This is a genomic window from Ramlibacter cellulosilyticus, assembly GCF_014297465.1.
GTDB lineage: Bacteria > Pseudomonadota > Gammaproteobacteria > Burkholderiales > Burkholderiaceae_C > Ramlibacter > Ramlibacter cellulosilyticus.
This window is the reverse complement of the sequence record NZ_JACORT010000001.1, coordinates 862619-884245: the sequence shown is the minus strand read 5'-3', so window position 1 is coordinate 884245 and position 21627 is coordinate 862619. Positions and strand designations below refer to the sequence as shown.

The 21627-nt window shown below is 70.1% G+C and carries 18 protein-coding genes; 13 read left to right on the top strand and 5 right to left on the bottom strand.

Going from position 1 to position 21627, the window contains the following annotated elements; genetic code table 11:
• Nucleotides 1-99: 99 nt before the first annotated feature.
• Entirely contained in the window at nt 100-1347 is a 1248-nt protein-coding gene (locus H8N03_RS04380) for an ANTAR domain-containing protein (protein WP_187074883.1), read from the bottom strand.
• Nucleotides 1348-1516: 169 nt separating this feature from the next.
• Between H8N03_RS04380 and H8N03_RS04375 the strand changes: the two genes are divergently transcribed.
• The 7 genes from H8N03_RS04375 (at nt 1517) to H8N03_RS04345 (ending at nt 11669) form a co-directional block, all read left to right on the top strand.
• Entirely contained in the window at nt 1517-2800 is a 1284-nt protein-coding gene (locus H8N03_RS04375; protein ID WP_187074882.1) for an MFS transporter, read from the top strand.
• Nucleotides 2801-2804: 4 nt separating this feature from the next.
• Nucleotides 2805-5252 carry a nitrite reductase large subunit NirB gene (gene nirB / locus H8N03_RS04370; RefSeq protein ID WP_187074881.1) on the top strand — a complete coding sequence of 816 codons (2448 nt, stop codon included), beginning with the start codon at nt 2805-2807 and terminating at the stop codon, nt 5250-5252.
• Nucleotides 5249-5623, top strand: a complete 375-nt coding sequence (gene nirD, locus H8N03_RS04365) for a nitrite reductase small subunit NirD (protein ID WP_187074880.1) — start codon at nt 5249-5251, stop codon at nt 5621-5623. The genes nirB and nirD overlap by 4 nt, the downstream gene beginning before the upstream one ends.
• Nucleotides 5620-8544 carry a nitrate reductase gene (locus H8N03_RS04360; protein WP_187074879.1) on the top strand — a complete coding sequence of 975 codons (2925 nt, stop codon included), beginning with the start codon at nt 5620-5622 and terminating at the stop codon, nt 8542-8544. Before nirD ends, H8N03_RS04360 begins: the two co-directional genes overlap by 4 nt.
• A 174-nt stretch (nt 8545-8718) precedes the next feature.
• Nucleotides 8719-9624, top strand: a complete 906-nt coding sequence (gene ybiB / locus H8N03_RS04355) for a DNA-binding protein YbiB (protein ID WP_187074878.1) — start codon at nt 8719-8721, stop codon at nt 9622-9624.
• Nucleotides 9621-10388 carry a uroporphyrinogen-III C-methyltransferase gene (gene cobA, locus H8N03_RS04350; protein ID WP_187074877.1) on the top strand — a complete coding sequence of 256 codons (768 nt, stop codon included), beginning with the start codon at nt 9621-9623 and terminating at the stop codon, nt 10386-10388. Before ybiB ends, cobA begins: the two co-directional genes overlap by 4 nt.
• An 18-nt stretch (nt 10389-10406) precedes the next feature.
• Entirely contained in the window at nt 10407-11669 is a 1263-nt protein-coding gene (locus H8N03_RS04345) for a BaiN/RdsA family NAD(P)/FAD-dependent oxidoreductase (RefSeq protein ID WP_187074876.1), read from the top strand.
• Here H8N03_RS04345 and H8N03_RS04340 read toward each other — a convergent pair.
• Nucleotides 11638-13824: an ATP-binding protein gene (locus tag H8N03_RS04340; protein ID WP_187074875.1), complete on the bottom strand. Its 2187-nt coding sequence runs from the start codon at nt 13822-13824 to the stop codon at nt 11638-11640. The genes H8N03_RS04345 and H8N03_RS04340 overlap by 32 nt on opposite strands.
• A gap of 175 nt (nt 13825-13999) precedes the next feature.
• Here H8N03_RS04340 and rpsU point away from each other — a divergent pair, with 175 nt between their 5' ends.
• Together rpsU and H8N03_RS04330 are read left to right on the top strand one after the other, a co-directional pair.
• A complete protein-coding gene (rpsU, locus tag H8N03_RS04335; protein WP_104301834.1) occupies nt 14000-14212 on the top strand; it encodes a 30S ribosomal protein S21 in 213 nt (70 codons plus the stop codon).
• An 80-nt stretch (nt 14213-14292) separates the two neighbouring features.
• The gene (locus tag H8N03_RS04330) at nt 14293-14742 is read left to right on the top strand and encodes a GatB/YqeY domain-containing protein (protein ID WP_187074874.1); all 450 of its coding nucleotides are present in this window, start codon (nt 14293-14295) and stop codon (nt 14740-14742) included.
• Nucleotides 14743-14755: 13 nt separating this feature from the next.
• On the opposite strand, the gene H8N03_RS04325 is transcribed toward H8N03_RS04330, so the two are convergent.
• Nucleotides 14756-15637 (bottom strand): LysR family transcriptional regulator, encoded by an 882-nt coding sequence (locus H8N03_RS04325; protein WP_187074873.1) that lies wholly within the window; start codon nt 15635-15637, stop codon nt 14756-14758.
• Between the two features lie 110 nt (nt 15638-15747).
• Here H8N03_RS04325 and H8N03_RS04320 point away from each other — a divergent pair, with 110 nt between their 5' ends.
• Both H8N03_RS04320 and H8N03_RS04315 read left to right on the top strand, forming a co-directional pair.
• Nucleotides 15748-16728 (top strand): tripartite tricarboxylate transporter substrate binding protein, encoded by a 981-nt coding sequence (locus H8N03_RS04320; RefSeq protein ID WP_187074872.1) that lies wholly within the window; start codon nt 15748-15750, stop codon nt 16726-16728.
• A 7-nt stretch (nt 16729-16735) separates the two neighbouring features.
• The gene (locus tag H8N03_RS04315) at nt 16736-17944 is read left to right on the top strand and encodes a M20 aminoacylase family protein (protein ID WP_187074871.1); all 1209 of its coding nucleotides are present in this window, start codon (nt 16736-16738) and stop codon (nt 17942-17944) included.
• A gap of 151 nt (nt 17945-18095) precedes the next feature.
• Here H8N03_RS04315 and pmbA read toward each other — a convergent pair whose 3' ends face one another.
• Nucleotides 18096-19472, bottom strand: coding sequence for a metalloprotease PmbA (gene pmbA, locus H8N03_RS04310; protein WP_187074870.1), 1377 nt, complete (start codon nt 19470-19472; stop codon nt 18096-18098).
• A 62-nt stretch (nt 19473-19534) separates the two neighbouring features.
• On the opposite strand from pmbA, the gene yjgA reads away from it, so the two are divergent.
• Nucleotides 19535-20164: a ribosome biogenesis factor YjgA gene (gene yjgA / locus H8N03_RS04305; protein WP_187074869.1), complete on the top strand. Its 630-nt coding sequence runs from the start codon at nt 19535-19537 to the stop codon at nt 20162-20164.
• Entirely contained in the window at nt 20157-20747 is a 591-nt protein-coding gene (mog, locus tag H8N03_RS04300) for a molybdopterin adenylyltransferase (RefSeq protein ID WP_187074868.1), read from the top strand. The genes yjgA and mog overlap by 8 nt, the downstream gene beginning before the upstream one ends.
• Before the next feature lie 95 nt (nt 20748-20842).
• Here mog and cysE read toward each other — a convergent pair whose 3' ends face one another.
• Nucleotides 20843-21616 carry a serine O-acetyltransferase gene (gene cysE / locus H8N03_RS04295; RefSeq protein WP_187074867.1) on the bottom strand — a complete coding sequence of 258 codons (774 nt, stop codon included), beginning with the start codon at nt 21614-21616 and terminating at the stop codon, nt 20843-20845.
• Between the last annotated feature and the right edge of the window lie 11 nt (nt 21617-21627).

The window sequence follows — 21627 nt, the reverse complement described above, 5'->3', positions numbered from 1 at the left end:
GCGGCTGCGCCGCCCCACCCTACAGGACTCCAGCGGCCGTTGTAGGGTGGGGCGGCGCAGCCGCCGAAGGTGAGCGAAGCGAACCCCACCGAGGACGGCTCACCCCCCCACCAGCACCTCCATGCTGCCCTGGTACGCCTCCGTCAGCCGGTCGAACACCTCCAGCAGTTCCTCGCTCGCGGCGGCCACCTTCATCCGCCCGCCTGCCTGCGCCGCCTCCGGCATGGCCGCGCGCAGCGTCTTCCACGCCGCCGCCCCCTGGTCCAGCATCGCGCGGATCTGCGCCGTCGACAGCGGCGCCTGCTGCAAGGTGGCAAGCCCCTGCTCGAACTCCTGCGCCGTCGCCGCCTGTCCCGCCGCATTCCCCAGCAGCGCCAGCTTCGCCATGCGCTGCGACAGCATCCGCTGGCGCCCGGCCACGTTCACGACGTGCACCTGCGGCGCGATGCCGGAGGCCTCGAACGCGCGCACCAGCGCATCCGCCTGCGCCAGCACGGCTTCGGCGGCCGCGTCGAGTCGTGGAAGCTCCGACGGCTGCGCCGGCGCCTCCAGCAAGGCGCGCAGCACCTTCCACCCGGCACGCGCGGCGGCCACCAGGTCACCGTAGCTCGCCACCGACAGGCCGGCCTCCAGGAACGCGAGGTTGTCCTCCACCCGCTGGATCGATTCCTTCATCAGCACCGCGGCGGCGGCACCGTCGGTGCGGCTGCAGGCCAGCGCATGGAGCTTCACCAGCCTCTGCGACAGCATGCGCTGCTGCCCCGCGCGGTTCGTGGCCTCGGCGATGCGCGCGGCCGCGATCACGTCCTTCGAGAGCTGGCCCACCTTGCGGTTGGCCTGCATCGACGCGCGCCGCAGCATGCGGAACGCGTCCTCCTCGCTCACCTGCTGGGCACGCATCAGCACGCCCTTGGCCTGGTCCACCCACTTGCGCTCCTCCAGCTTCTCGCCGAGTTCGGCCACCTGCGTGCGCAAGGCGCGCTCGTGTTTCTCGCGAAGCTGCGCCATGTGCACCAGGGCGCGGAGCCTCTGCGGCGCATAGCCTTGCACCACCCAGGCGTGCACGCCCGCGGCCAGTGCACTTTCCATGCACTCCACGCCGGCGTCCTGGGTGAAGAACAGCACCGGCATCGGCTGCTGGGCCTGCAGCGTCGCAACCGACTGCAACAGCGCCGCATCGGGGCGCGGCGCCCAGCAAACGAGCACGTCGGCCTGCGCACGCAGCGCCTCGCGCACCAGGTGGGCGCAATCGCCTTGTCCGCGCACCTCGAAACCCGCGGCGGAGAAGTCGGAAGCGAGGGCGGGTGCACCGGGATCGGGCGTGGCGAGGAGCAGGACGGAGGTCATCGAGAGCGGCAGGCGTTGCTGGCACGCTGGTTGCAAGGACCAGGCCATCGGGTGTGACGACGCACCCGGGCCGGGCACCGTACCGCCGGCCGTGCGCACGACGCCGTGTGCTGACCTGTACTCGATTCATTCGTGGCACGCCCCCGGCGTGCCGGGGTCCAGACACACGATGCGCGCGTTCCACCACTTCCTGCAGTCCGGCCATTCGCCCACGCTGTTCGCGGCGTTCCTCTACTTCGCCTTCTCCTGCGCGATCTGGGTGCTGAACGGCGCCATGGCGCCCTTCATCCGCGAGAGCTACCAGCTCACGGCGGCCCAGCAAGGCCTGATGCTCTCCATCCCCATCGTCGCGGGGGCGCTGATGCGTTTCCCGCTGGGCGTGCTCGCGCAGTACATCGGCCGCAAGAACGCCACGCTGGTGGAGATGGCGCTGATCGCCGTCGCGATGGTCTTCGGCCTCTTCTTCGTCGACAGCTTCGGCGACCTGCTCGCCATGGGCGTTCTGCTCGGGATCGCCGGCGCCAGCTTCGGCGTGGCGCTGTCCCTCGGCTCGGGCTCCTTCCCCGCCAAGCACAAGGGGCTGGCGATGGGCATCGTGGGAGCCGGGAACGTGGGCACGGCGGTATCGGTGCTCGTGGCGCCGCCGCTGGCGCAGTGGCTCGGCTGGCAGGCGGTGTACGGCGTGGCCGCCGTCGCCATCCTGCTGCCGATGGCGGTGATGATCACCTTCGCCCGCGAGCCCGCAGACGTGAACCGCCACGCCAGCCTGCGCGAACACGTCGCCTGCCTGTTCGAAGGCGACGGGTGGGTCTTCAGCGTGATCTACGCGATCACCTTCGGCGGCTTCATCGGCCTCACCAGCTTCCTGCCTTCCTATTACTTCGAGCAGTTCGGCGTGAGCAAGGTGCAGGCGGGGCAGCTCACGATGCTGGCGGCCTTCATGGGCGCGGCCCTGCGCGTGTGCGGCGGCTGGCTCGCGGACCGCTGGGGCGGCATCAACGTGCTGACCCTCGTGCTGGGCGTGGTCACGGCCTCGCTGGTGGCCATCGGGTTCAGCGGCGGCTCGCTCGTGGTCACCACGCTCCTGATGATGCTGTGCTTCGCCGCGCTCGGCGCGGGCAACGGCGCGCTCTTCCAGCTCGTGCCGCTGCGGTGGCCAGCTTCCACCGCGGTGGCGGGTTCCATGATCGGCGAGATCGGCGCCCTCGGGGGCGGCCTCGTGCCCAGCTCCATGGGCCTCTCGAAGCAGTACCTGGGCAGCTACGCCTGGGGCTTCCTGCTGTTCGCCGCGCTCTCCCTGCTGGTGCTGGCCCTGCTGCGCGTGATGCAGTCCGGCTGGACGCGCTCGTGGGTCGGCCAAGGCGGCCGTGCCCGCACCACGGCGTCCTCGGGCGCCACCGGCTGGCCCTCCGGCCGCCCGCACCCGCAACCCCTCTCGCAGACCCAGGAGTGAACGCATGAAGAAGATGAAGCTGGTGATGGTCGGCAACGGGATGGCCGGCGTCCGCACCCTCGAGGAACTGATCCGCATCCAGCCGGAGCTGTACGAGGTGGCGGTCTTCGGCGCCGAGCCGCATCCGAACTACAACCGCATCCTGCTGTCGCCCGTGCTCGCGGGCGAGCAGACGCTGGACGAGATCGTCCTGAACTCCTGGGACTGGTACGAGCAGAACGGCATCCGCCTGCATGCCGGCAGGAAGGTGGTGCACATCGACCGCGTCAAGCGCGTGGTGCGTGCCGATGACGGCACCGAGGAGGAGTACGACCGGCTGCTGCTGTGCACCGGATCCAACCCCTTCATGCTCCCGGTCCCGGGCAAGGAGCTGCAGGGCGTGATCGCCTACCGGGACATCGCCGACACCAACGCGATGATCGAAGCCGCTGCCAGGTACGGGAAGGCCGTCGTGATCGGCGGCGGCCTGCTGGGACTGGAAGCCGCCAACGGGCTGATGAAGCGCGGCATGGACGTCACCGTGGTGCACGTGATGCCCTGGCTGATGGAGCGCCAGCTCGACGACGTCGCCGGCAAGCTGCTGCAGAAGTCGCTGGAGGAACGCGGCCTGAAGTTCCTGATCGGCGCCCACACGCAGGAACTGGTGGGTGGCGAAAGCGGACGCGTGAAGTCCGTGAAGTTCAAGGACGGCACCGAGGTCGACGCGGACCTGGTGGTGATGGCCGTCGGCATCCGTCCGAACACCGAGCTCGCGGAGACGGCACGCATCCACTGCAACCGCGGCATCGTCGTGAACGACACGATGCAGACGGTGACCGATGCGCGCATCTATGCGGTCGGCGAGTGCGCGGCGCACCGCGGCATCGCGTACGGCCTGGTGGCACCCTTGTTCGAGCAGGCGAAGGTGGCTGCGAACCACCTCGCGCAGTTCGGCATCGGCCGCTACACCGGCTCGCTCACGTCCACCAAGCTCAAGGTGACCGGCATCGACCTGTTCTCCGCCGGCGAGTTCATGGGCGGCGAGGGCACGGAGGAGATCGTGATGAGCGATCCCTTCGGCGGCGTCTACAAGAAGCTGGTCCTCAAGGACGACAAGCTGGTGGGCGCCTGCCTCTATGGCGACACGGTCGACGGCAGCTACTACTTCAAGCTGCTGCGCGAGGGCCGCACCGTCACCGACATCCGCGACAGGCTGATGTTCGGCGAGTCCAACCTCGGCGACGCCGGCCACCAGGGCCAGAACAAGGCCGCGGCGATGGCCGACGGCGACGAGGTCTGCGGCTGCAACGGCGTGAACAAGGGCACGATCTGCAAGGCGATCAAGGAGAAAGGCCTCTTCACGCTCGACGAGGTGCGCAAGCACACGAAGGCCAGCGCCTCCTGCGGCTCCTGCACCGGCCTCGTCGAACAGATCATCATGTTCACGGCCGGCGGCGACTACTCCGCCGCGCCGAAGAAGAAGGCCCTGTGCGGCTGCACGGACCACAGCCACCAGGAAGTGCGCGACGCGATCCGCGCCAACCACCTGGTGACGATCGCGTCGGCCATGCAGTTCCTCGAGTGGCGCACGCCCAACGGATGCGCCACCTGCCGGCCGGCCTTGAACTACTACCTGATCTCCACCTGGCCCAAGGAGGCGAAGGACGATCCGCAGTCGCGCTACATCAACGAGCGCAGCCACGCGAACATCCAGAAGGACGGTACCTATTCGGTGATTCCGCGCATGTGGGGCGGCGAGACCACCGCGTCCGAGCTGCGCCGCATCGCCGACGTCGTGGACAAGTACGGGATCCCCACCGTCAAGGTCACGGGCGGCCAGCGCATCGACCTGCTGGGCGTGAAGAAGGAGGACCTGCGCGGCGTGTGGCAGGACCTCGGCATGCCTTCCGGCCACGCGTACGCGAAGGCGCTGCGCACGGTGAAGACCTGCGTCGGCAGCGAGTGGTGCCGCTTCGGCACGCAGGACTCCACGCAGATGGGCAAGGACCTGGAGCGCGCGCTGTGGCGCATGTACGCGCCGCACAAGGTCAAGCTCGCGGTGAGCGGCTGCCCGCGCAACTGCGCCGAATCGGGCATCAAGGACGTCGGGGTGATCGGCGTCGACTCGGGCTGGGAGCTCTACGTCGGCGGCAACGGCGGCATCAAGACCGAGGCCGGGCAGTTCTTCTGCAAGGTGAAGACCGCCGAGGAGGTGCTGGAGGTCAGCGGCGCCTTCCTGCAGCTCTATCGCGAGGAAGGCTGGTACCTGGAACGGACCGTGCACTACATCCAGCGCGTCGGCCTGGACCACGTGAAGAAGAAGGTGCTGGAGGATCCCGCGAACCGCAAGGCGCTGTGGGAGCGGCTGCAGTTCGCCCTCGACGGCGAGCCCGACCCCTGGTTCGAGCAGGCGCAGGCGCAGGTGGACGTGCGGCAATTCGAGAAGCTGGACGCGGAAGGACAGGTGGCATGAAGGCGAACGACTGGCAGGTGATCTGCCGCGTGGAAGACATCCCGGTGCTCGGCGCGCGGCGCGTGGCGCGCGAGCGCGGCATGGACGTGGCCGTGTTCCGCAACGGCGAGGACCAGGTCTTCGCCCTGCTCGATCGCTGCCCGCACAAGGGCGGCCCGCTGTCGCAGGGCATCGTGTTCGGCACCAGCGTGGCCTGCCCGCTGCACAACTGGACCATCGGCCTGGACGACGGCTGCGCGAAGGCGCCCGACGACGGGTGCACGCAGCGCTTCTCGTGTCGCGTCGATGCGGGCAACGTGATGCTGGACCCGGTGGAACTCGCGACGCTGGCCATCGACGTCGAGCCACCGAAAGCGGGGCCTTGCCGGTGAGGGAAACGAAGTCCACCTGCCCCTACTGCGGGGTGGGATGCGGGGTGATCATCCAGTCCGAGGGCGACCAGATCACGGGCGTGCGCGGCGACCCCGCGCATCCCGCCAACTTCGGGCGGCTGTGCACCAAGGGATCGACGCTGCACCTCACCGCGTCCGCCACCGTCACGCGCCAGACGCGCCTGCTGCACCCGCTGCTGCGCGAGCGGCGCGGCGACAAGCCGGTGCGCGTGGATTGGCAGGCGGCGCTGGACACGGCCGCCGACCGCTTCGCACAGGTGATCCGCGCCCACGGGCCGGATGCGGTGGGCTTCTACGTCTCGGGCCAGCTGCTCACCGAGGACTACTACGTCTTCAACAAGCTGGCGAAAGGCCTCGTCGGCACCAATAACATCGACACGAACTCGCGCCTTTGCATGAGCAGCGCGGTGGCGGGCTACAAGATGACGCTGGGCGCCGACGCGCCGCCCGCCTGCTACGACGACGTGAACCATGCGGACTGCCTGTTCATCGTGGGCAGCAACACGGCGTTCGCGCACCCGATCCTGTTCCGCCGCATCGAGGAAGCGAAGGCCACGCGGCCGGGGACGAAGATGATCTTCTGCGACCCGCGCCGCACGGACACGGCGGAACTCGCCGACCTGTACCTGCCGGTGCAGCCCGGCACGGACGTGATGCTGTTCCACGGCCTGCTGCACATCATGCTGTGGGAAGGCTGGACCCAGCCGGACTACATCGCGGCGCACACGAGCGGCTTCGACGAACTGAAGGCTCTGGTGCGCGAGTGCACGCCGGAACACGTGGCGCAGGTCTGCGGGATCCCGAAAGAGGACCTGTTCACGGCGGCGCGCTGGTTCGCGACCTCGCCGGCGACGCTGAGCCTCTACTGCCAGGGACTGAACCAGTCCGCCAACGGGACGGCGAAGAACGCGGCGCTGATCAACCTGCACCTGGCCACCGCGCAGGTCGGGCGCCCGGGCGCCGGCCCGTTCTCGCTGACGGGGCAGCCCAACGCGATGGGCGGGCGGGAAGTGGGCGGGCTCGCCAACCTGCTGTCCGCGCACCGGGACCTTGCGAATCCCCAGCACCGCGCGGAAGTGGCGGCGCTGTGGGGCGTGCCGTCGGTGCCCGAAAAGCCCGGCAAGACCGCCGTGGAGATGTTCCAGGCCGCGGCCGACGGCGAGATCCGCGCGCTCTGGATCGCCTGCACCAACCCCGCGCAATCGATGCCGGACCAGGCGACGGTGAAGCGCGCCTTGCAGCGCGCGGAGTTCGTCGTGGTGCAGGAGGCGTTCGCGACGACGGAGACGTGCGACTACGCGGACCTGCTGCTGCCGGCGACGACCTGGGGGGAGAAGGAAGGGACGGTGACCAACAGCGAGCGGCGCATCAGCCGCGTGCGGGCCGCGGTGGCGGCGCCGGGGAGTGCCCGGCACGACTGGGAGATCGTGGTGGATTTCGCGCAGCGGCTGGAGGGACGATTGCCCTCACCCCAGCCCTCTCCCGCAGGCGGGAGAGGGAACGCCCCCACCCCAGCCCTCCCCCAGAGGGGGAGGGAGCAAGGCACGGAGACTCCCTCTCCCCCCTGGGGAGAGGGCGGGGGTGAGGGGCACGCTCGGCGCACGCTCTTCCCCTATGCCACCCCCGAAGCCATCTGGCTCGAACACCGCGCCTCCACCCGCGGCCGCGATCTCGACATCACCGGCCTGACCTACGCCCTCCTCGAAGCAGCCCCGCGCCAGTGGCCCTTTCCCGCCGGCGCCACCGAAGGTCGCGCCCGACTCTACGAAGACGGCCTCTTCCCCACCCCCGACGGCAAGGCGAAATTCGCTGCTGTCCTGTACGAGCCGGTCGCGGAGCCGCGCGAATCGCGCTATCCCTTCTCCCTCACCACCGGGCGCCTGCGCGACCAATGGCACGGCATGAGCCGCACGGGCACCCTCGGCCGGCTCTTCGGCCACGTGCCGGAACCCGTCGTGCAACTGCACCCGCAGGACATCCAGCGGCGCGGCCTGCAGGAAGGTGACCTGGTGCACGTCACCTCGAAGCGCGGATCCATCGTGCTGCCGGTGCAGGCGAGCACGGAAGTCGGCCTCGGCCAGGCCTTCATCGCCATGCACTGGGGCCCGTCCTTCCTCTCGGGCGTCTCGAGCACGGGCGAGCGGCTGGCCGGCGTGAACGCGCTGACCACTTCCGCGTACTGCCCGACCAGCAAGCAGCCGGAGCTGAAGCACGCCGCCGTGAAGATCCTGAAGGCGGAACTGCCGTGGACGCTGCTCGCCGCCGCATGGCTGCCCGGCGAGGATGCACTGCAGCGGCGCGAGGAACTGAAGGCGCTGATGGGCCTGTTCCCCTTCGCGGCCTGCGTGCCTTTTTCCGGCAACGCGCCCCTCGAGCACGCGGCAAGCCGCGAACGGACGGGCGTCCTGTTCCGGGCCGCGGCATACGAGGCGCCCCCGGACGACGTCCTGCAGCGTGTGGAAGCACTGTTCGGGCTCGTCGGCACCGAGACGCTGCGCTACGCCGACCGCCGCAAGGGCCAGCGGCGCACCGTGCGCGTGCGCCGCGCCGGCGGGGACATGCTGCTGGAAGGCCTGCTGCTCGCCGGGGACACGAGAGCGGAGGCGTGGATCAAGTCCTTGTTGCTGCAGGAATTGCCGGCGCAAGCGTACGGCCGTCTGCTGCTCGCGCCGGGGGCGAAGGCGCCGGTGGCCGTGCAGAAGACGGGCAGGCAGGTGTGCAGCTGCTTCGGGGTGGAGGCCGCGGCGATCGAAAGCCACCTGGCGCAGTGCAGCGGGTCCGTGGAGGAGCGGCTGGCGTCCGTGCAGGGTCGCTTGCGCTGCGGGACGAATTGCGGGTCTTGCGTGCCGGAGTTGAAGAGGATGGTGCGGGGGGGGGTGCCGGTGGCGCAGGTGGCGTAGGAGGCGTTGCATCGCTGGGGTTCGCTGGCGCGAAACCCAGCCTACGGTGCGCTTCGCGCAACCCAGCCTACGGGCCGGCGACGCGACGGGCTTTGTGGGCTGGGTTTCGCGCGAGCGAGCCCCAGCATTCGTCATATAAGCAAAGGTCATCAACCCTCTGGGACAATCCCGACCGTGGGCATCAGCCAATACCTCAAGGACATCGGCCGCGGCAAGCAGGGCGCGCGGGCGCTCGCGCGCGAGCAGGCGGCCGACCTGTTCGGCCAGATCCTCGACGGCCAGGTGAGCGACCTGGAGGTGGGCGCCTTCTGCATCGCCATGCGCGTCAAGGGCGAGACGCCCGACGAGATGTGCGGCTTCCTCGACGCCACCGCGGCGCGCGTGCAAGCCGTGCGCTCCGCCGGCGGCAAGCCCGTCGTCGTGCTGCCCAGCTACAACGGCGCGCGCCGCCTGCCGGTGCTCACGCCCTTGCTCGCCGGCCTGGTCGCGCGCCGCGGCCTGCCGGTGCTGATCCACGGCACCGCCACCGAATCAAGCCGCGTGTTCGTGCGCGACGTGCTGCATGCGCTGGACGTGCAGGCGGCCGAAACCGCCCCGGTGCTGCAGGACGGCCAGGTCGCCTTCGTCCCTACCGAGGTGCTCAGCCCCGGGCTGAAGCGCCTGCTCGATGCACGCCGCGTCATCGGCTTGCGCAACAGCGCGCACAGCCTGGTGAAGCTGATGAATCCCTGCAGCGGCCCGGCCGTCATCGTGAGCAGCTACACGCACCCCGAGTACGCGGTCTCCATGGGCGAGGTCTTCCAGCGGATGCGGTCCACCGCCCTGCTCCTGCGCGGCACCGAAGGCGAGGTGGTCGCCGACGCGCGCCGCCTCCCGCAGATGGAAGGCTTCGTGCGCGGCGAGCGCGTGACGCTGGAGGAAGGCCGCAAGGGCACGCTCACCGACCTGCCCCACCTGCCGAAGGAAGTGGACCCGGACACCACCGCCGCCTACATCCGCGACGTGCTTGCCGGGCATAAGCCAATCCCCGAATCCCTCGCGCTGCAGGTGGAACACATCTTGCACCTTTCGACCGCATGAACACAGGCAAAGTCACCCTCGTCGGCGCGGGTCCTGGCGACCCGGAGCTGCTGACCCTCAAGGCGCTCAAGGCCATCCAGGCCGCAACGGTGCTGCTGGTCGACGACCTGGTGAGCCGCGAGGTCGTGGCGCATGCCGGCAAGGAGGCGCGCGTCGTCTACGTGGGCAAGCGCGGCGGCTGCAAGAGCACGCCGCAGGCCTTCATCGAGAAGCTGATGATCATGGCCGCGCGCGAAGGCGAGAACGTCGTGCGGCTCAAGGGCGGCGACCCCTTCATCTTCGGCCGCGGCGGCGAGGAGCTGGAGCACCTGCGCGCGGCGGGCATCCACGTCGAGGTGGTCAACGGCATCACGGCCGGCCTCGCGGCGGTAACCTCTCTCGGCGTGCCGCTCACGCACCGCGACCATGCGCAGGGCGTCGTGTTCCTCACGGGCCATGCCCAGAAAGGGGCGGAGGGCCTGGACTGGCGCTCGCTCGCCGCCGCCGCGCGCGACGCGCACCTGACGCTGGTGATCTACATGGGCGTGAGCAGCGCGACCCGCATCCAGCAGGACCTGCTGACGGCGCTGCCCGCCCACACGCCCGTGGCCGTCGTGCAGCGTGCCTCGCTGCCCGACCAGCGCCATGCGGTGACCACGCTCGGCGAATTGGGCTCCACCATTGCCCGCGAGGCGCTCGCGAGCCCGTCGGTGATCGTCGTCGGCGACGTCGTGCGCGGCGTCACGGCGGCGAGCGAGGCCGTGGCCAGGGCGCACGCCGCCTGAGCCCGATAATGCGCGCCCATGCCGGACGCGCCCTCGCCTGACCTTTCCCCTTTCGACGCCGTCGTGATCGGCGCCGGCGCCGCCGGCCTCTTCTGCGCGGGGCAGGCAGGCCAGCTCGGCGTGAAGGTGCTTCTGGTCGACCACGCGGAGAAGGTCGCGGAAAAGATCCGCATCTCCGGCGGCGGCCGCTGCAACTTCACCAACCGCGACCTCGACCCGCGCGCGCCGCACAAGCACTTCCTGGGCGACAACCCGCACTTCTGCCGCTCGGCACTGGCCCGCTACACGCCCGCGGACTTCCTCGCCCTGGTGCAGAAGCACGGCATCCCCTTCCACGAGAAGCACAAGGGCCAGCTGTTCGGCGACGAGAGCTCGGACGACTTCATCCGCATGCTGCTGGCCGAGTGCGAGGCGGGCGGCGTCACGCACTGGCAGCCGTGCAGCGTGTCGGCGATCGCGCACGACGGCGAGGGCTACACCTTGCAGACGAGCCGTGGCGCCGTGCGCACGCGGGCCGTGGTGATCGCCACGGGAGGCCTGTCGATCCCGAAGATCGGCGCGACCGACTTCGGCCATCGCATCGCGCAGCAGTTCGGACTGCGCGTGGTCGCGCCGCGGCCGGCACTGGTCCCGCTGACCTTCGACGGTGCGGCCTGGGCGCCCTTCGCCCAGCTTGCCGGCCTGGCGCTGCCGGTGCGCATCGAGACCGGCACGAAGAAGGAGCGCGTCGCGTTCGACGAAGACCTGCTCTTCACCCACCGCGGCCTCAGCGGGCCAGCGGTGCTGCAGATCTCCAGCTACTGGAAGGAAGGCACGCCCTTGCGCATCGACCTGGCGCCGGGGCAGGACCTCGCGGGCGAACTGCTCGCGGCCAAGGCGCGCGGCTCGCGCAAGCTGATCGCGAACGAGCTCGCGCAGTGGGTACCGTCGCGCCTTGCGGACGCATGGGTGCAGCAGGACGCCGCGTGGCAGCGGCCCGTGAACGAGGCGAGCGACAAGGCCCTGCAGCAGCTCGCCGCGCGCCTTTCCGCGTGGGAGCTGGTGCCCACGGGCAGCGAGGGCTACCGCAAGGCGGAGGTCACGGCCGGCGGGGTGGACACGCGCGAACTGTCGTCGCAGACGCTCGAAGCCACGAAGCAGCCGAGGCTGTACTTCATCGGGGAAGTCGTGGACGTGACGGGCTGGCTCGGCGGCTACAACTTCCAGTGGGCCTGGGCGAGCGGCCATGCCTGCGCGCAGGCACTGGCGGCTAGCCTTGTTTCGCGGGAAAACGCACCGTGAACACGACGTCGGGCGCCTCGTAGGCGTATTCCAGCGAGCCCCCGTGGCCGCGCGCGATCTCGTGCGCGATGTACAGGCCGAGCCCGAGGCCGCCCTTGTTGCGCGCGTTGCCCACCGACTGGCGCTTGTAAGGCGTGAACAGCTGCGCGACGGCTTCCTCGGGGATCGGCGCTGCCACGTTGCGCACCGAGAGCAGCACCTCACCGCCCTGCTGCGCCAGGTGCACCGCCACCCGCTTGCCCGCCTCCCCATGGTGCCGGGCGTTGGACAGCAGGTTGCCCAGGAGCTGGGCGAAGCGGTCGGGGTCCACGTCGGCAGGCAGCGTGGGCGGCAGGCTGCGCTCGACGGTGCTGCCCGGGTACGCCATCACGGCCTCGTCGACGAGGTTGTCGACCAGCACGCGCAGGTCCACGGGCTGGAAGGCGAAGCCCAGGCCCAGGCCGGCCTGCAGCCGGGACATGTCCAGCACCTGGCCCACGAGGCGCTGCATGCGCGAGGTGGCGCTCTGGATGCGCTGGCCCATCTTGGCCGCGTCGACGCCCCGCTCCAGCAGGTGCGAGGTCATCGAGATCGTCTGCAGCGGGTTGCGCAGGTCGTGGCCCAGCACCGCCAGCAGCTGGTTGCGCGCACGCCCGAGCTCGGCGTGGCGCACGGAAGCGGCGCGCCCGAGTTCGTCGCGCAGCTGGCGGGCGATCTCGCGCTCGGTGGCCGTCCACGGGACGGCCGTCCCCCGCACCGTCTCCTTCCAGACCTCGAAGGAGCCGCGCGGGGTGAGCCGCGGCCCGAGCGGCCCGTTGACGTACTGCTTCTCGGGCCGGCCGCCCCAGGAAATGGTCTCGATCTGTTCGCGGCGCAGGATGACCACCCATGCGTCCGCGACCTCGTCGAAGCGCAGCGCCAGCACGCCGCACCAGGAGCCCAGGTCCGCGGCGATGCCGGGCGGGAGCTCCGCATGCGCGTTCGCGGCGAACAGGCCGCTGTCCAGGCTCCTCTCGGGCTGCCGCAGCCATTCGAGCAGGGACTGCACGCCCTGCTGCGGCAGGTCGCCGTGCAGGGAAAGGCGGCCCCCTTCCGCGATGGCGATGGCCTGGGCTTCGAAGGCGTCGCGCAGTTCCTCGGCATAGGTCCGCAGCGACAGCACCGGGTCGTCGCCGACCAGCAGCGCCTCCACCAGGTGCCCGCGCAGGCTGGCCGCGTCCGCCACGCGGCTGGCGTGCTCCGCGGACAGCTGGCTCTGCACGCCCGCGGCCAGCACGTGGGCCAGCACGTCGCACGCCATGCGCACGCCGTACGGCACGTGCCGCGCCGTCATGTGGTGGCAGGCCAGCATGCCCCACAGCCGTCCGCCGACGACGATGGAGACGCTCATGGACGCGCCCACGCCCAGGTTGGTCAGGTATTCGATGTGCACCGGGGACACCGCACGCAACACGCCCTGGCTCAGGTCCAGCGGCGGCCCGCTGCCCTCCAGCGGCACGGGGGCCGATCGCACGTCCGCGATCAGGCGCAAGGTGTTGGTGACGTACAGGCGGCGCGCCTGCGCCGGGATGTCGCTGGCCGGGTAGCGGCGGTTCAGGAAAGGCTCCAGCGCCTCGTCCCGCGCTTCGGCGACCACGTCGCCGCTGGCATCGTGGCGGAAGCGGTAGGCCATGACGCGGTCGAAGCCGGTGAGCGCCCGGATCTCGTGCACGGCCAGTTCCAGCAACTCCTGCACCGAGCGGCCGCGCCGCAGCCGGTCGAGGCCGCGGTGCGCGCGGATGGCGAAGGCGCCGGGCTGTTCGGCGCCGGAACGGCGGGGCTCGAACTCCGCGACGGCCAGGCCGCCGCTGCGGTGCACCGACACGTCGAAGGCGCGGCCGGCGAGGGTCGCCTCGTGCTGCAGGGGCGGCATGCCCTCCTCGATGGGCTCCATTCCGCCGGCGATCGCCAGCGGAACCTGGGCGTCGCCCCCGAAGTGCCCGCTGCCCAGGCGCTCCCCGAGGGCAGGCAGTGCCACCCCGAGGAGGCCGGCCGCGCCGGCGCTCGCCCAGCGCAGGGTGCCGTCCGGCGCGAAGGCCAGGAGCGCGCCATGCGACTGCACCGCGCCCGGGATGTGGATCGGTTCCCGGTCGCAATTGTCGAGGTTGACCGTGGGGGGAACCTGGCTGGCGGACATTGAGCTGATCCTAGCAAGAAGCCTGCGGGCACAGGGCAGGCGTTGCAGGGTTTGCGCGTGCGGCTATAATCTCGGGCTTTGCTGGCAAACCCCCACCGGCCTGATCGAAACAAAGGTGGGGAAACTCGGTGGATGCCCTCGATCTTCATCCGCCACACTGAATCTTCTGGAAGTCATGACGACCATTCGTGTCAAGGAAAACGAGCCGTTTGACGTGGCCCTTCGCCGCTTCAAGCGCACCATCGAGAAGCTGGGCCTGCTGACCGAGCTGCGCGCCCGCGAGTTCTACGAGAAGCCCACCGCCGAACGCAAGCGCAAGAAGGCCGCCGCCGTGAAGCGCCACTTCAAGCGCGTGCGCTCCATGCAGCTGCCGAAGAAGCTCTACTGAGCCCCGGCTGACAGCCTTCGAAAAGCCCGCCTGGGGACGCTCAGGCGGGCTTTTTTCATCATCAGACAAGGAATTCCACCATGGCCACGCTCAAGGAACGCATCACCGAAGACATGAAGGCCGCCATGCGCGCCAAGGAAACCGAGCGCCTGGGCGCCATCCGCATGCTCACCGCCGCCATCAAGCAGAAGGAAGTGGACGAGCGGGTGGAGCTCGATGACGCCGGCGTGGTGGCCATCGTCGACAAGCTGCTGAAGCAGCGCAAGGACTCGATCGACGCCTTCCAGAAGGCCGGCCGCCAGGACCTGGCCGACAAGGAACAGGCTGAAGTGGCGGTGCTGCAGGCCTACCTGCCGGCGCGCCTGTCCGCGGACGAAGTGGCCGCGGAAGTGAAGAAGATCGTGGCCGAAACCGGCGCGAGCGGCCCCGGCGACATGGGCAAGGTGATGGGCGCGGCCAAGCAGCGCCTGGCCGGCAAGGCGGACATGGGGCAGGTGTCGGCGGCGGTGAAGGCGGCCCTGGCCGGCTGAGGCCGCCCCGGGCTCAGTCCCGCAGGAGCCGCTGCGCCAGGTCGCGCACGATGGACAGCGCGGGCGGCTCCGAGCGCCCCGCCAGCGTGACCAGGCCGAAGCGGGCCTTCCGCCCCACGGCGGGCTTCATGGGCAGCTCCACCAGGTCCGGCGCCGAAGCGCGGATCGCGAGCAGCACCGCGTCGCTCTGCCGCGCCACATCGACGAGGCTGGCGATTTCCTCGCAGCGCAGGGTGACGCACGCCTCGGGATGAGCCGCCGGGCCGTAGAGCTCCACCAGCATCCGCGCCACTTCGTCGCTCAAGGGGGTGGAGGCGATCGGGTACTTGCGCACCTCGGGGAACCGCACGCTGGCCGCGCGCAGCAAGGGGTGGCCCGGGCGGCACATGAAGACGCCGCGCATTTCCGCGAGCGTAACCAGCTCCAGGTCCGGTGCCGGCGACACGGACAGGGCGTCGACGACCAGCGCATCCAGTTCGCGCTCACGCAGTCCCTGCAGCAGGCGGTCGGTGCTGCCGCGGCTGACGGTCAGGTGCACGAGCGGATGGCGCCGTGCCATCTCCAGCAGCAGCGGCGTCATCAGCATCGCGCCCGGGCCGGAGCCCATGCCCACGCGCAGGCTGCCCGCGCGCCCGTCCCGCTGCTGGCGGCCGTTCGCGGCCAGTTCGTCCACCTCGAAGACGATCTGCCGGGCGCGCTGCAGCACGTCGCGACCGAACGCGGTGAGCTCGATGCGGCGCCCCAGGCGGTCGAACAGCGCCTGCCCCATCTCCTCCTCCAGCGCGCGGATGCTGCGGCTGAGCGCCGGCTGCGTGAGAAACAAGGCCTCGGCGGCGCGGCTGAACGAGCCGCTCTCGACGAGGGCGATCAGGTGGCGCAGCTGCACCAGCGTCATGGCGTCGGCAATGTATTCATCCGACTCATGCTATCAGGTACAACAATGCATTGGACGTTATGCCTGCCCGGCTCCTAGGATGCGCTCCGCCCCATCCAGAGGAGACAAGCATGCAAAGGTTCTTCAAGCGTTCCATCGCCCTGCTCGCCGGCATGCTGCTGGCCGCAGCCGCCACCGCCGACACCTGGCCCGCCAAGCCGGTCAACCTCATGGTTCCGTACCCCGCGGGCGGTCCCTCCGACGCCATCGGGCGCATCTTCGCGACGCCGCTCGGCAAGGAGCTGGGCCAGACGGTGCTGGTGGAGAACCTCGGCGGCGTCAGCGGCGCGATCGCGGCGCAGAAGGTGCTCTCCGCGCCCGCCGACGGCTACTACATCTTCCAGGGCTCGCCCAACGAGGTCATCCTGTCGCCGCTGGCGAATTCCTCCGTGCGCCTGAAGGCCGAGGACTTCCGGCTGGTCGCCCCGATCGCGGACGCCGTGATGGTGGTCCTCACGCGCAAGGACCTGCCGGTGAACAACGTCGACGAGCTGATCGCGCTGGCGAAGAAGTCGGCCGACAAGCCCCTCAGCTACGGCAGCGTGGGCGTCGGCTCGCTGTACCACTTCATCGTGGAGAACATGCAGCAGGTGACCGGCATGAAGGCCACGCACGTTCCGTACAAGGGCAACGCGCCGCTGCTGCAGGACGTCGGCGGCGGCCAGGTGGATTTCGCCGTGCTCGTCTACAGCGCCGCGATGGGCGCCATGGCAGACCAGGGGCGCCTGAAGGTGATCGGCCAGCTGGGCGCGCAGCGCTCGGAACTGTTGAAGAACGTGCCCACGGTGGGCGAAGGCAAGGCGCTCAAGGGCTTCCACTACAAGACGTGGACCGGCTTCATGGTGCCGAAGAACACCCCCGAGCCGGTGGTGCAGCGCCTGCATGCCGCGGTGGGCAAGACGCTCCAGGACCCGTCGGTCATCTCGCAGCTGAAGCTGCAGACGCAGGAGCCTTCGGCCCCCATGTCGCTCGCCGACGCCGCGAAGTACTTCGAGGGCGAGATGGCGCGCTACCGCGCCGTCGCGAAGTCCATCAACCTGCAGCCGCAGTGACCGCGCGATGACCTACCTGCTGCACGCGCTCACCGAACGGGCGGGCGAATTCATCCGGCTGCGCCGCGAGATCCACAGCCAGCCGGAACTCGCCTTCGAGGAACACCGCACTGCGGCCCTGGTCGCGGACAAGCTGGAGTCCTGGGGCTACGCGGTGGAGCGCGGCGTCGGCGGGACGGGCGTCGTCGGGCGCCTGGTCCGCGGCAAGGGAGGCCGCCGGCTCGGCATCCGTGCCGACATGGATGCCCTGCCCATCGAGGAAGCCAGCGGCCGTGCGTGGGCCAGCCGGCGCCCGGGCCTCATGCACGCCTGCGGCCACGACGGGCACACGGCGATGCTGCTCGCCGCGGCGCGGCACCTGGCCGAACAAGGGCAGTTCACCGGCACGCTGAACCTCATCTTCCAGCCCGCCGAAGAAGGCGGCGCCGGCGCGCTGCGCATGATGCACGAGGGCCTCTTCGACCGCTATCCCTGCGACGCGATCTTCGCGATGCACAACATGCCGGGCATCGCGCAGGGGCACATGGTCATGCGCGAGGGCGCGATGATGGCCTCCAGCGACTACGCCACCATCGTGCTGACCGGCGTCGGCGGCCACGGCGCCGTGCCGCACAAGGCGGCGGACCCGCTCGTGGCGGCGGCCAGCACCGTGATGGCGCTGCAGACGATCGTCTCGCGCAACGTCGACCCGCTGCAGCCGGCGGTCGTGACGGTCGGCGCCCTCAACGCCGGCAAGGCGAACAACGTGATCCCGGCCACCGCCACGCTGGAACTCACGATCCGCTCCCTGGACCGCGACGTGCGCGTGCTGCTGGAGCGGCGCATCCGGGAACTGGTCACGCTGCAGGCGCAGAGCTTCGGCGTGCAGGCCGACGTGCAATGGCGGCGGGGCTACTCGGTGCTGGTGAACACGCCGGCCGAGACGGCGTTCGCCCGCGAGGTGGCCGTGGAGCTGCTGGGCGCCGAGCGCGTCACGCCGCAGGGCCAGCCGCTCACCGGCAGCGAGGACTTCGCCTTCATGCTGGAGCGCGTGCCGGGCAGCTACGTGCTGATCGGCAACGGCGACGATGCGGCTGCAGGGGCCTCCGCCTGCATGGTGCACAACCCGGGCTACGACTTCCACGACGACAACATCGCCGTGGGGTCCGCGTACTGGGTGCTGCTGGCGGAGCGCTTCCTTTCCCCGGACAACCAAGGCTCGCGCTGCGCCTTGTAGGGTGGCGCGGCGAAGCCGCGGAAGGTGAGCGAAGCGAACCCCACCGGACAGCGCTTGCTCGCCAGAGCCGCTCGGTGGGGTTCGCTTCGCTCACCTTCCCGGCGTGCCGCCGGCCACCCTACGACCCGGCGACCAGCGTGCCGCGGGCACCCTACGACCCGGCGACCTTCATCCGGTTCACCAGGATCGAGCCCACGCTCTTGGCGCCGTAGTTGTAGACGTCGGCGCCGACGGCCTCGATGCCTCGGAACATGTCCTTGAGGTTGCCGGCGATGGTGATCTCCTGCACGGGGAAGGCGATCTCGCCGTTCTCCACCCAGAAGCCGCTCGCGCCGCGCGAGTAGTCGCCGGTCACGTAGTTCACGCCCTGCCCCATCAGCTCGATGACGAACAGGCCCGTGCCCAGCTTGCGCAGCATCCCGGGCAGGTCGTCGCCGGGCTGCGTGAGGCGAGAGGTGAGCGAGAGGTTGTGCGAGCCGCCCGCGTTGCCCGTGGTGCGCATGCCCAGCTTGCGCGCGGAGTAGCTGCTCAGGAAGTAGCCTTCCGTGCGCCCGCCGTCCACCACCTTGCGCGGCTTCGTCCGCACGCCTTCCTCGTCGAACGCGGCGCTGCCCTTGCCGCGCTTGACGAACGGGTCTTCCACCACGTCGATGTGGTCGGCGAAGACCTGCTTGCCGAGCGAATCCAGCAGGAAGGTGCTCTTGCGATACAGCGATCCGCCGCTGGTGGCCTGCACGTAGGCGCCCAGCAGTCCGGCGGCGAGCGGCGACTCGAACAGGATGGGGCACTCGCGCGTGGCGATCTTGCGGGACTGCAGGCGGGCCAGCGCGCGCTCCGCGGCGTAGCGGCCCACGGATTCGGGCGAGGCGAGTTCGTCGGCCGAACGCATGGAGCTGTACCACGCATCGCGCTGCATGTCGTCGCCCCGGCCCGCGATCGGCGCGACCGAGATCGAGTGGCGCGAGCTCGCGTAGCCGCCGCGGAAGCCGTGCGTGTGCGCGCTGAAGAAGTGGCTCTGCTGCGCGGAGACGCCCGCGCCTTCGCTGTTGGTGATGCGGCCGTCGGTCGCGAACGCCGCGCGTTCGCAGCGCAGGGCCAGTTCGGCCGCCTGCTCGCTCGTGATGGCCCAGGGGTGGAAGAGGTCCAGGTCCGGCTGTTCGGCCAGGGGCGCGACGTCTTCCGGCTCGGGGAGGCCGGCGACCGGGTCCTGCGCCGTGAAGCGGGCGATGTCGTAGGCCGCCTGCACCGTGCGCTCGATCGCGGGGCGCGAGAAGTCGGAGGTGCTCGCGTTGCCGCGCTGGCTGCCCACGTAGACCGTGATGCCCAGCGACTTGTCGCGGTTGCGCTCCACGGTCTCCAGCTCGCCCTTGCGGACGGAAACGCTCAGGCCGCAGCCTTCGGAGGCCTCCGCGCCGGCGTCGGTGGCGCCCAGCTTGCGGGCGTGCTCCAGGGCGAAATCGACCAGTTCCTCGAAATCGGCGCGGTTGTAGCTGAAGCCGGATCCGTCTTGCGCGGGTGTCTTGTTCATGGCGGGCTATGATACTTGTGCAAGGCAGCACGCCACGGTCGCGCTGCGCATCCCTCTCCCGCATGTCCCGCAAACCCAAAAAAGGCTATTACGTCAAAGGCCACTTCGTCGCCGAAGGCAGCGAGCTCGACCTCGAGCTGCGCGCCGAGCAGACTGGAGGCGAGCCGAGCCGGACGGAACTGAAGAAGGAGAGCACCGAGCTGCAGAAGGTGGGCGAGGCGCTGCTCACGCTGCGCTCCGACCTCTTCCAGCGGCTCGACCTCCCCGAGTCGCTGCGCACCGCGCTCGACGAACTGAAGCGCATCAGCAACTTCGAAGGCCGGCGGCGGCAGCTGCAGTACGTCGGCAAGCTGATGCGCCAGCTGGAGCCCCAGACGCTGCAGGCCATTCGCGATGCCCTCGAGGAGCAGCGCAGCGGCTCCGCGCAGCAGACGCTGGCGCTGCACGCCGCGGAGAAATGGCGCGACGACCTGATCGCGAACGACGACGCCCTGCAGTCCTGGCTGCAGGCGCATCCCGGCACGGACGTCCAGCAGCTGCGCGCCCTCATCCGCCAGGCCCGCAAGGACGGCGCGCCGACGCAGGACGAAGTCTCGAAAGGCCAGGCTCCGCGCCGCGGGCGTGCCTACCGCGAAATCTTCCAGATCGTGCGCGACGCGCTGGAGGACGAAGAGGAGGAAGGACATGGCTGACCACGATCCCGTCACCATCGGCATCGTCTCGATCAGCGACCGCGCATCCAGCGGCGTCTACGAGGACAAGGGCCTGCCCGCGCTCAAGGAGTGGCTGGCGAAGGCGCTGAAGAACCCCATCGCCTTCCAGGAGCGGCTGATCCCCGACGAGAAGGACCGCATCAGCGCCACGCTCGTCGAACTGGTGGACGCGGGCTGCTCGCTCGTGCTCACCACCGGCGGCACGGGCCCGGCGCCGCGCGACGTCACGCCGGAAGCCACGCTCGCGATCGCCGACAAGGAAATGCCGGGCTTCGGCGAGCAGATGCGGCAGATCAGCCTGCGCTTCGTGCCGACGGCCATCCTCTCGCGCCAGGTGGCGGTGATCCGCGGCAGGAGCCTGGTGATCAACCTGCCGGGCCAGCCGAAGTCGATCCAGGAGACGCTGGAAGGGCTGAAGGAGGATGGGAAGCAGGTCGTGCCGGGCATCTTCGCTGCCGTGCCGTACTGCGTGGACCTGATCGGCGGTCCCTACCTCGAGACGAACGACGAGGTGTGCAAGGGGTTCCGGCCGAAGTCGGCGATCCGCGCACCGAAAGCTTGAGCACGTCATTGCGGGCTTGACCCGCAACGCATAGGGCGTCTCCTGGAGGCGCCCTATGGATCCCGGCCTGCGCCGGGATGACACAACATGTGGGCCTACTTGCCCACGAGTTGTGTCAACTTCTCCTTCTCGAAGTTCTCCGTCGTCTGCGCTTCCAGCGGCACGCAGGGCTCGCCCTTGCGCTGGTCGGAGAGCTTCTCGATGGCCTGCCACAGCAGGGCGATCTGGTGCTCCTGGGAGGAGGCGTTGTCGATCAGGCCCTTCATGGCCTGCGACAGCGGGTCGTCGTTCTGCGTGACGCCGTAGGCCGAGAACCCCATCTTGGCCGCCACTTCCTCGCGGCGCGCCGAGTCTTCGGCCTGGATGATGCGCGCGGGAATGCCCACCGCGGTCGCGCCCGCGGGCACCGGCTTGGTGACCACGGCGTTCGAGCCCACCGCCGCATCGTCGCCGACGGTGAAGCCGCCCAGGATCTTCGCGCCCGCGCCCACGACCACGTTGCGCCCCAGCGTGGGATGGCGCTTGGCGCCCTTGGCCAGCGAGGTGCCGCCCAGCGTCACGCCCTGGTAGATCGTGCAGCCGTCGCCCACTTCGGCCGTCTCGCCGATCACGACGCCCATGCCGTGGTCGATGAAGACGCCGTCGCCGATGGTCGCGCCCGGGTGGATCTCGATGCCGGTGAGCCAGCGCGAGACCTGCGAGATGAAGCGGGCCAGCCAGCGCAGCTCGTGCCGCCACAGCCAATGCGCGCCGCGGTGCAGCACCAGCGCATGCAGGCCCGGATAACACGTGACCACCTCCCACTTGCTGCGCGCGGCAGGGTCGCGGTCGAGGATGCACTGGATGTCGGAACGGATGCGCCGGAACATGGGGGCTCTTT

What these genes read in the sequence shown, in the direction of transcription:
- H8N03_RS04320 (WP_187074872.1), top strand. Translation starts at nt 15,748, where the DNA reads ATGCAAAGGTTCTTCAAGCGTTCCATCGCCCTGCTCGCCGGCATGCTG.
- pmbA (WP_187074870.1), bottom strand. Translation starts at nt 19,472, where the DNA reads ATGAACAAGACACCCGCGCAAGACGGATCCGGCTTCAGCTACAACCGC.
- yjgA (WP_187074869.1), top strand. Translation starts at nt 19,535, where the DNA reads ATGTCCCGCAAACCCAAAAAAGGCTATTACGTCAAAGGCCACTTCGTC.
- H8N03_RS04380 (WP_187074883.1), bottom strand. Translation starts at nt 1,347, where the DNA reads ATGACCTCCGTCCTGCTCCTCGCCACGCCCGATCCCGGTGCACCCGCC.
- H8N03_RS04325 (WP_187074873.1), bottom strand. Translation starts at nt 15,637, where the DNA reads ATGACGCTGGTGCAGCTGCGCCACCTGATCGCCCTCGTCGAGAGCGGC.
- cobA (WP_187074877.1), top strand. Translation starts at nt 9,621, where the DNA reads ATGAACACAGGCAAAGTCACCCTCGTCGGCGCGGGTCCTGGCGACCCG.
- H8N03_RS04340 (WP_187074875.1), bottom strand. Translation starts at nt 13,824, where the DNA reads ATGTCCGCCAGCCAGGTTCCCCCCACGGTCAACCTCGACAATTGCGAC.
- rpsU (WP_104301834.1), top strand. Translation starts at nt 14,000, where the DNA reads ATGACGACCATTCGTGTCAAGGAAAACGAGCCGTTTGACGTGGCCCTT.
- nirD (WP_187074880.1), top strand. Translation starts at nt 5,249, where the DNA reads ATGAAGGCGAACGACTGGCAGGTGATCTGCCGCGTGGAAGACATCCCG.
- H8N03_RS04315 (WP_187074871.1), top strand. Translation starts at nt 16,736, where the DNA reads ATGACCTACCTGCTGCACGCGCTCACCGAACGGGCGGGCGAATTCATC.
- H8N03_RS04375 (WP_187074882.1), top strand. Translation starts at nt 1,517, where the DNA reads ATGCGCGCGTTCCACCACTTCCTGCAGTCCGGCCATTCGCCCACGCTG.
- nirB (WP_187074881.1), top strand. Translation starts at nt 2,805, where the DNA reads ATGAAGAAGATGAAGCTGGTGATGGTCGGCAACGGGATGGCCGGCGTC.
- H8N03_RS04330 (WP_187074874.1), top strand. Translation starts at nt 14,293, where the DNA reads ATGGCCACGCTCAAGGAACGCATCACCGAAGACATGAAGGCCGCCATG.
- H8N03_RS04345 (WP_187074876.1), top strand. Translation starts at nt 10,407, where the DNA reads ATGCCGGACGCGCCCTCGCCTGACCTTTCCCCTTTCGACGCCGTCGTG.
- mog (WP_187074868.1), top strand. Translation starts at nt 20,157, where the DNA reads ATGGCTGACCACGATCCCGTCACCATCGGCATCGTCTCGATCAGCGAC.
- cysE (WP_187074867.1), bottom strand. Translation starts at nt 21,616, where the DNA reads ATGTTCCGGCGCATCCGTTCCGACATCCAGTGCATCCTCGACCGCGAC.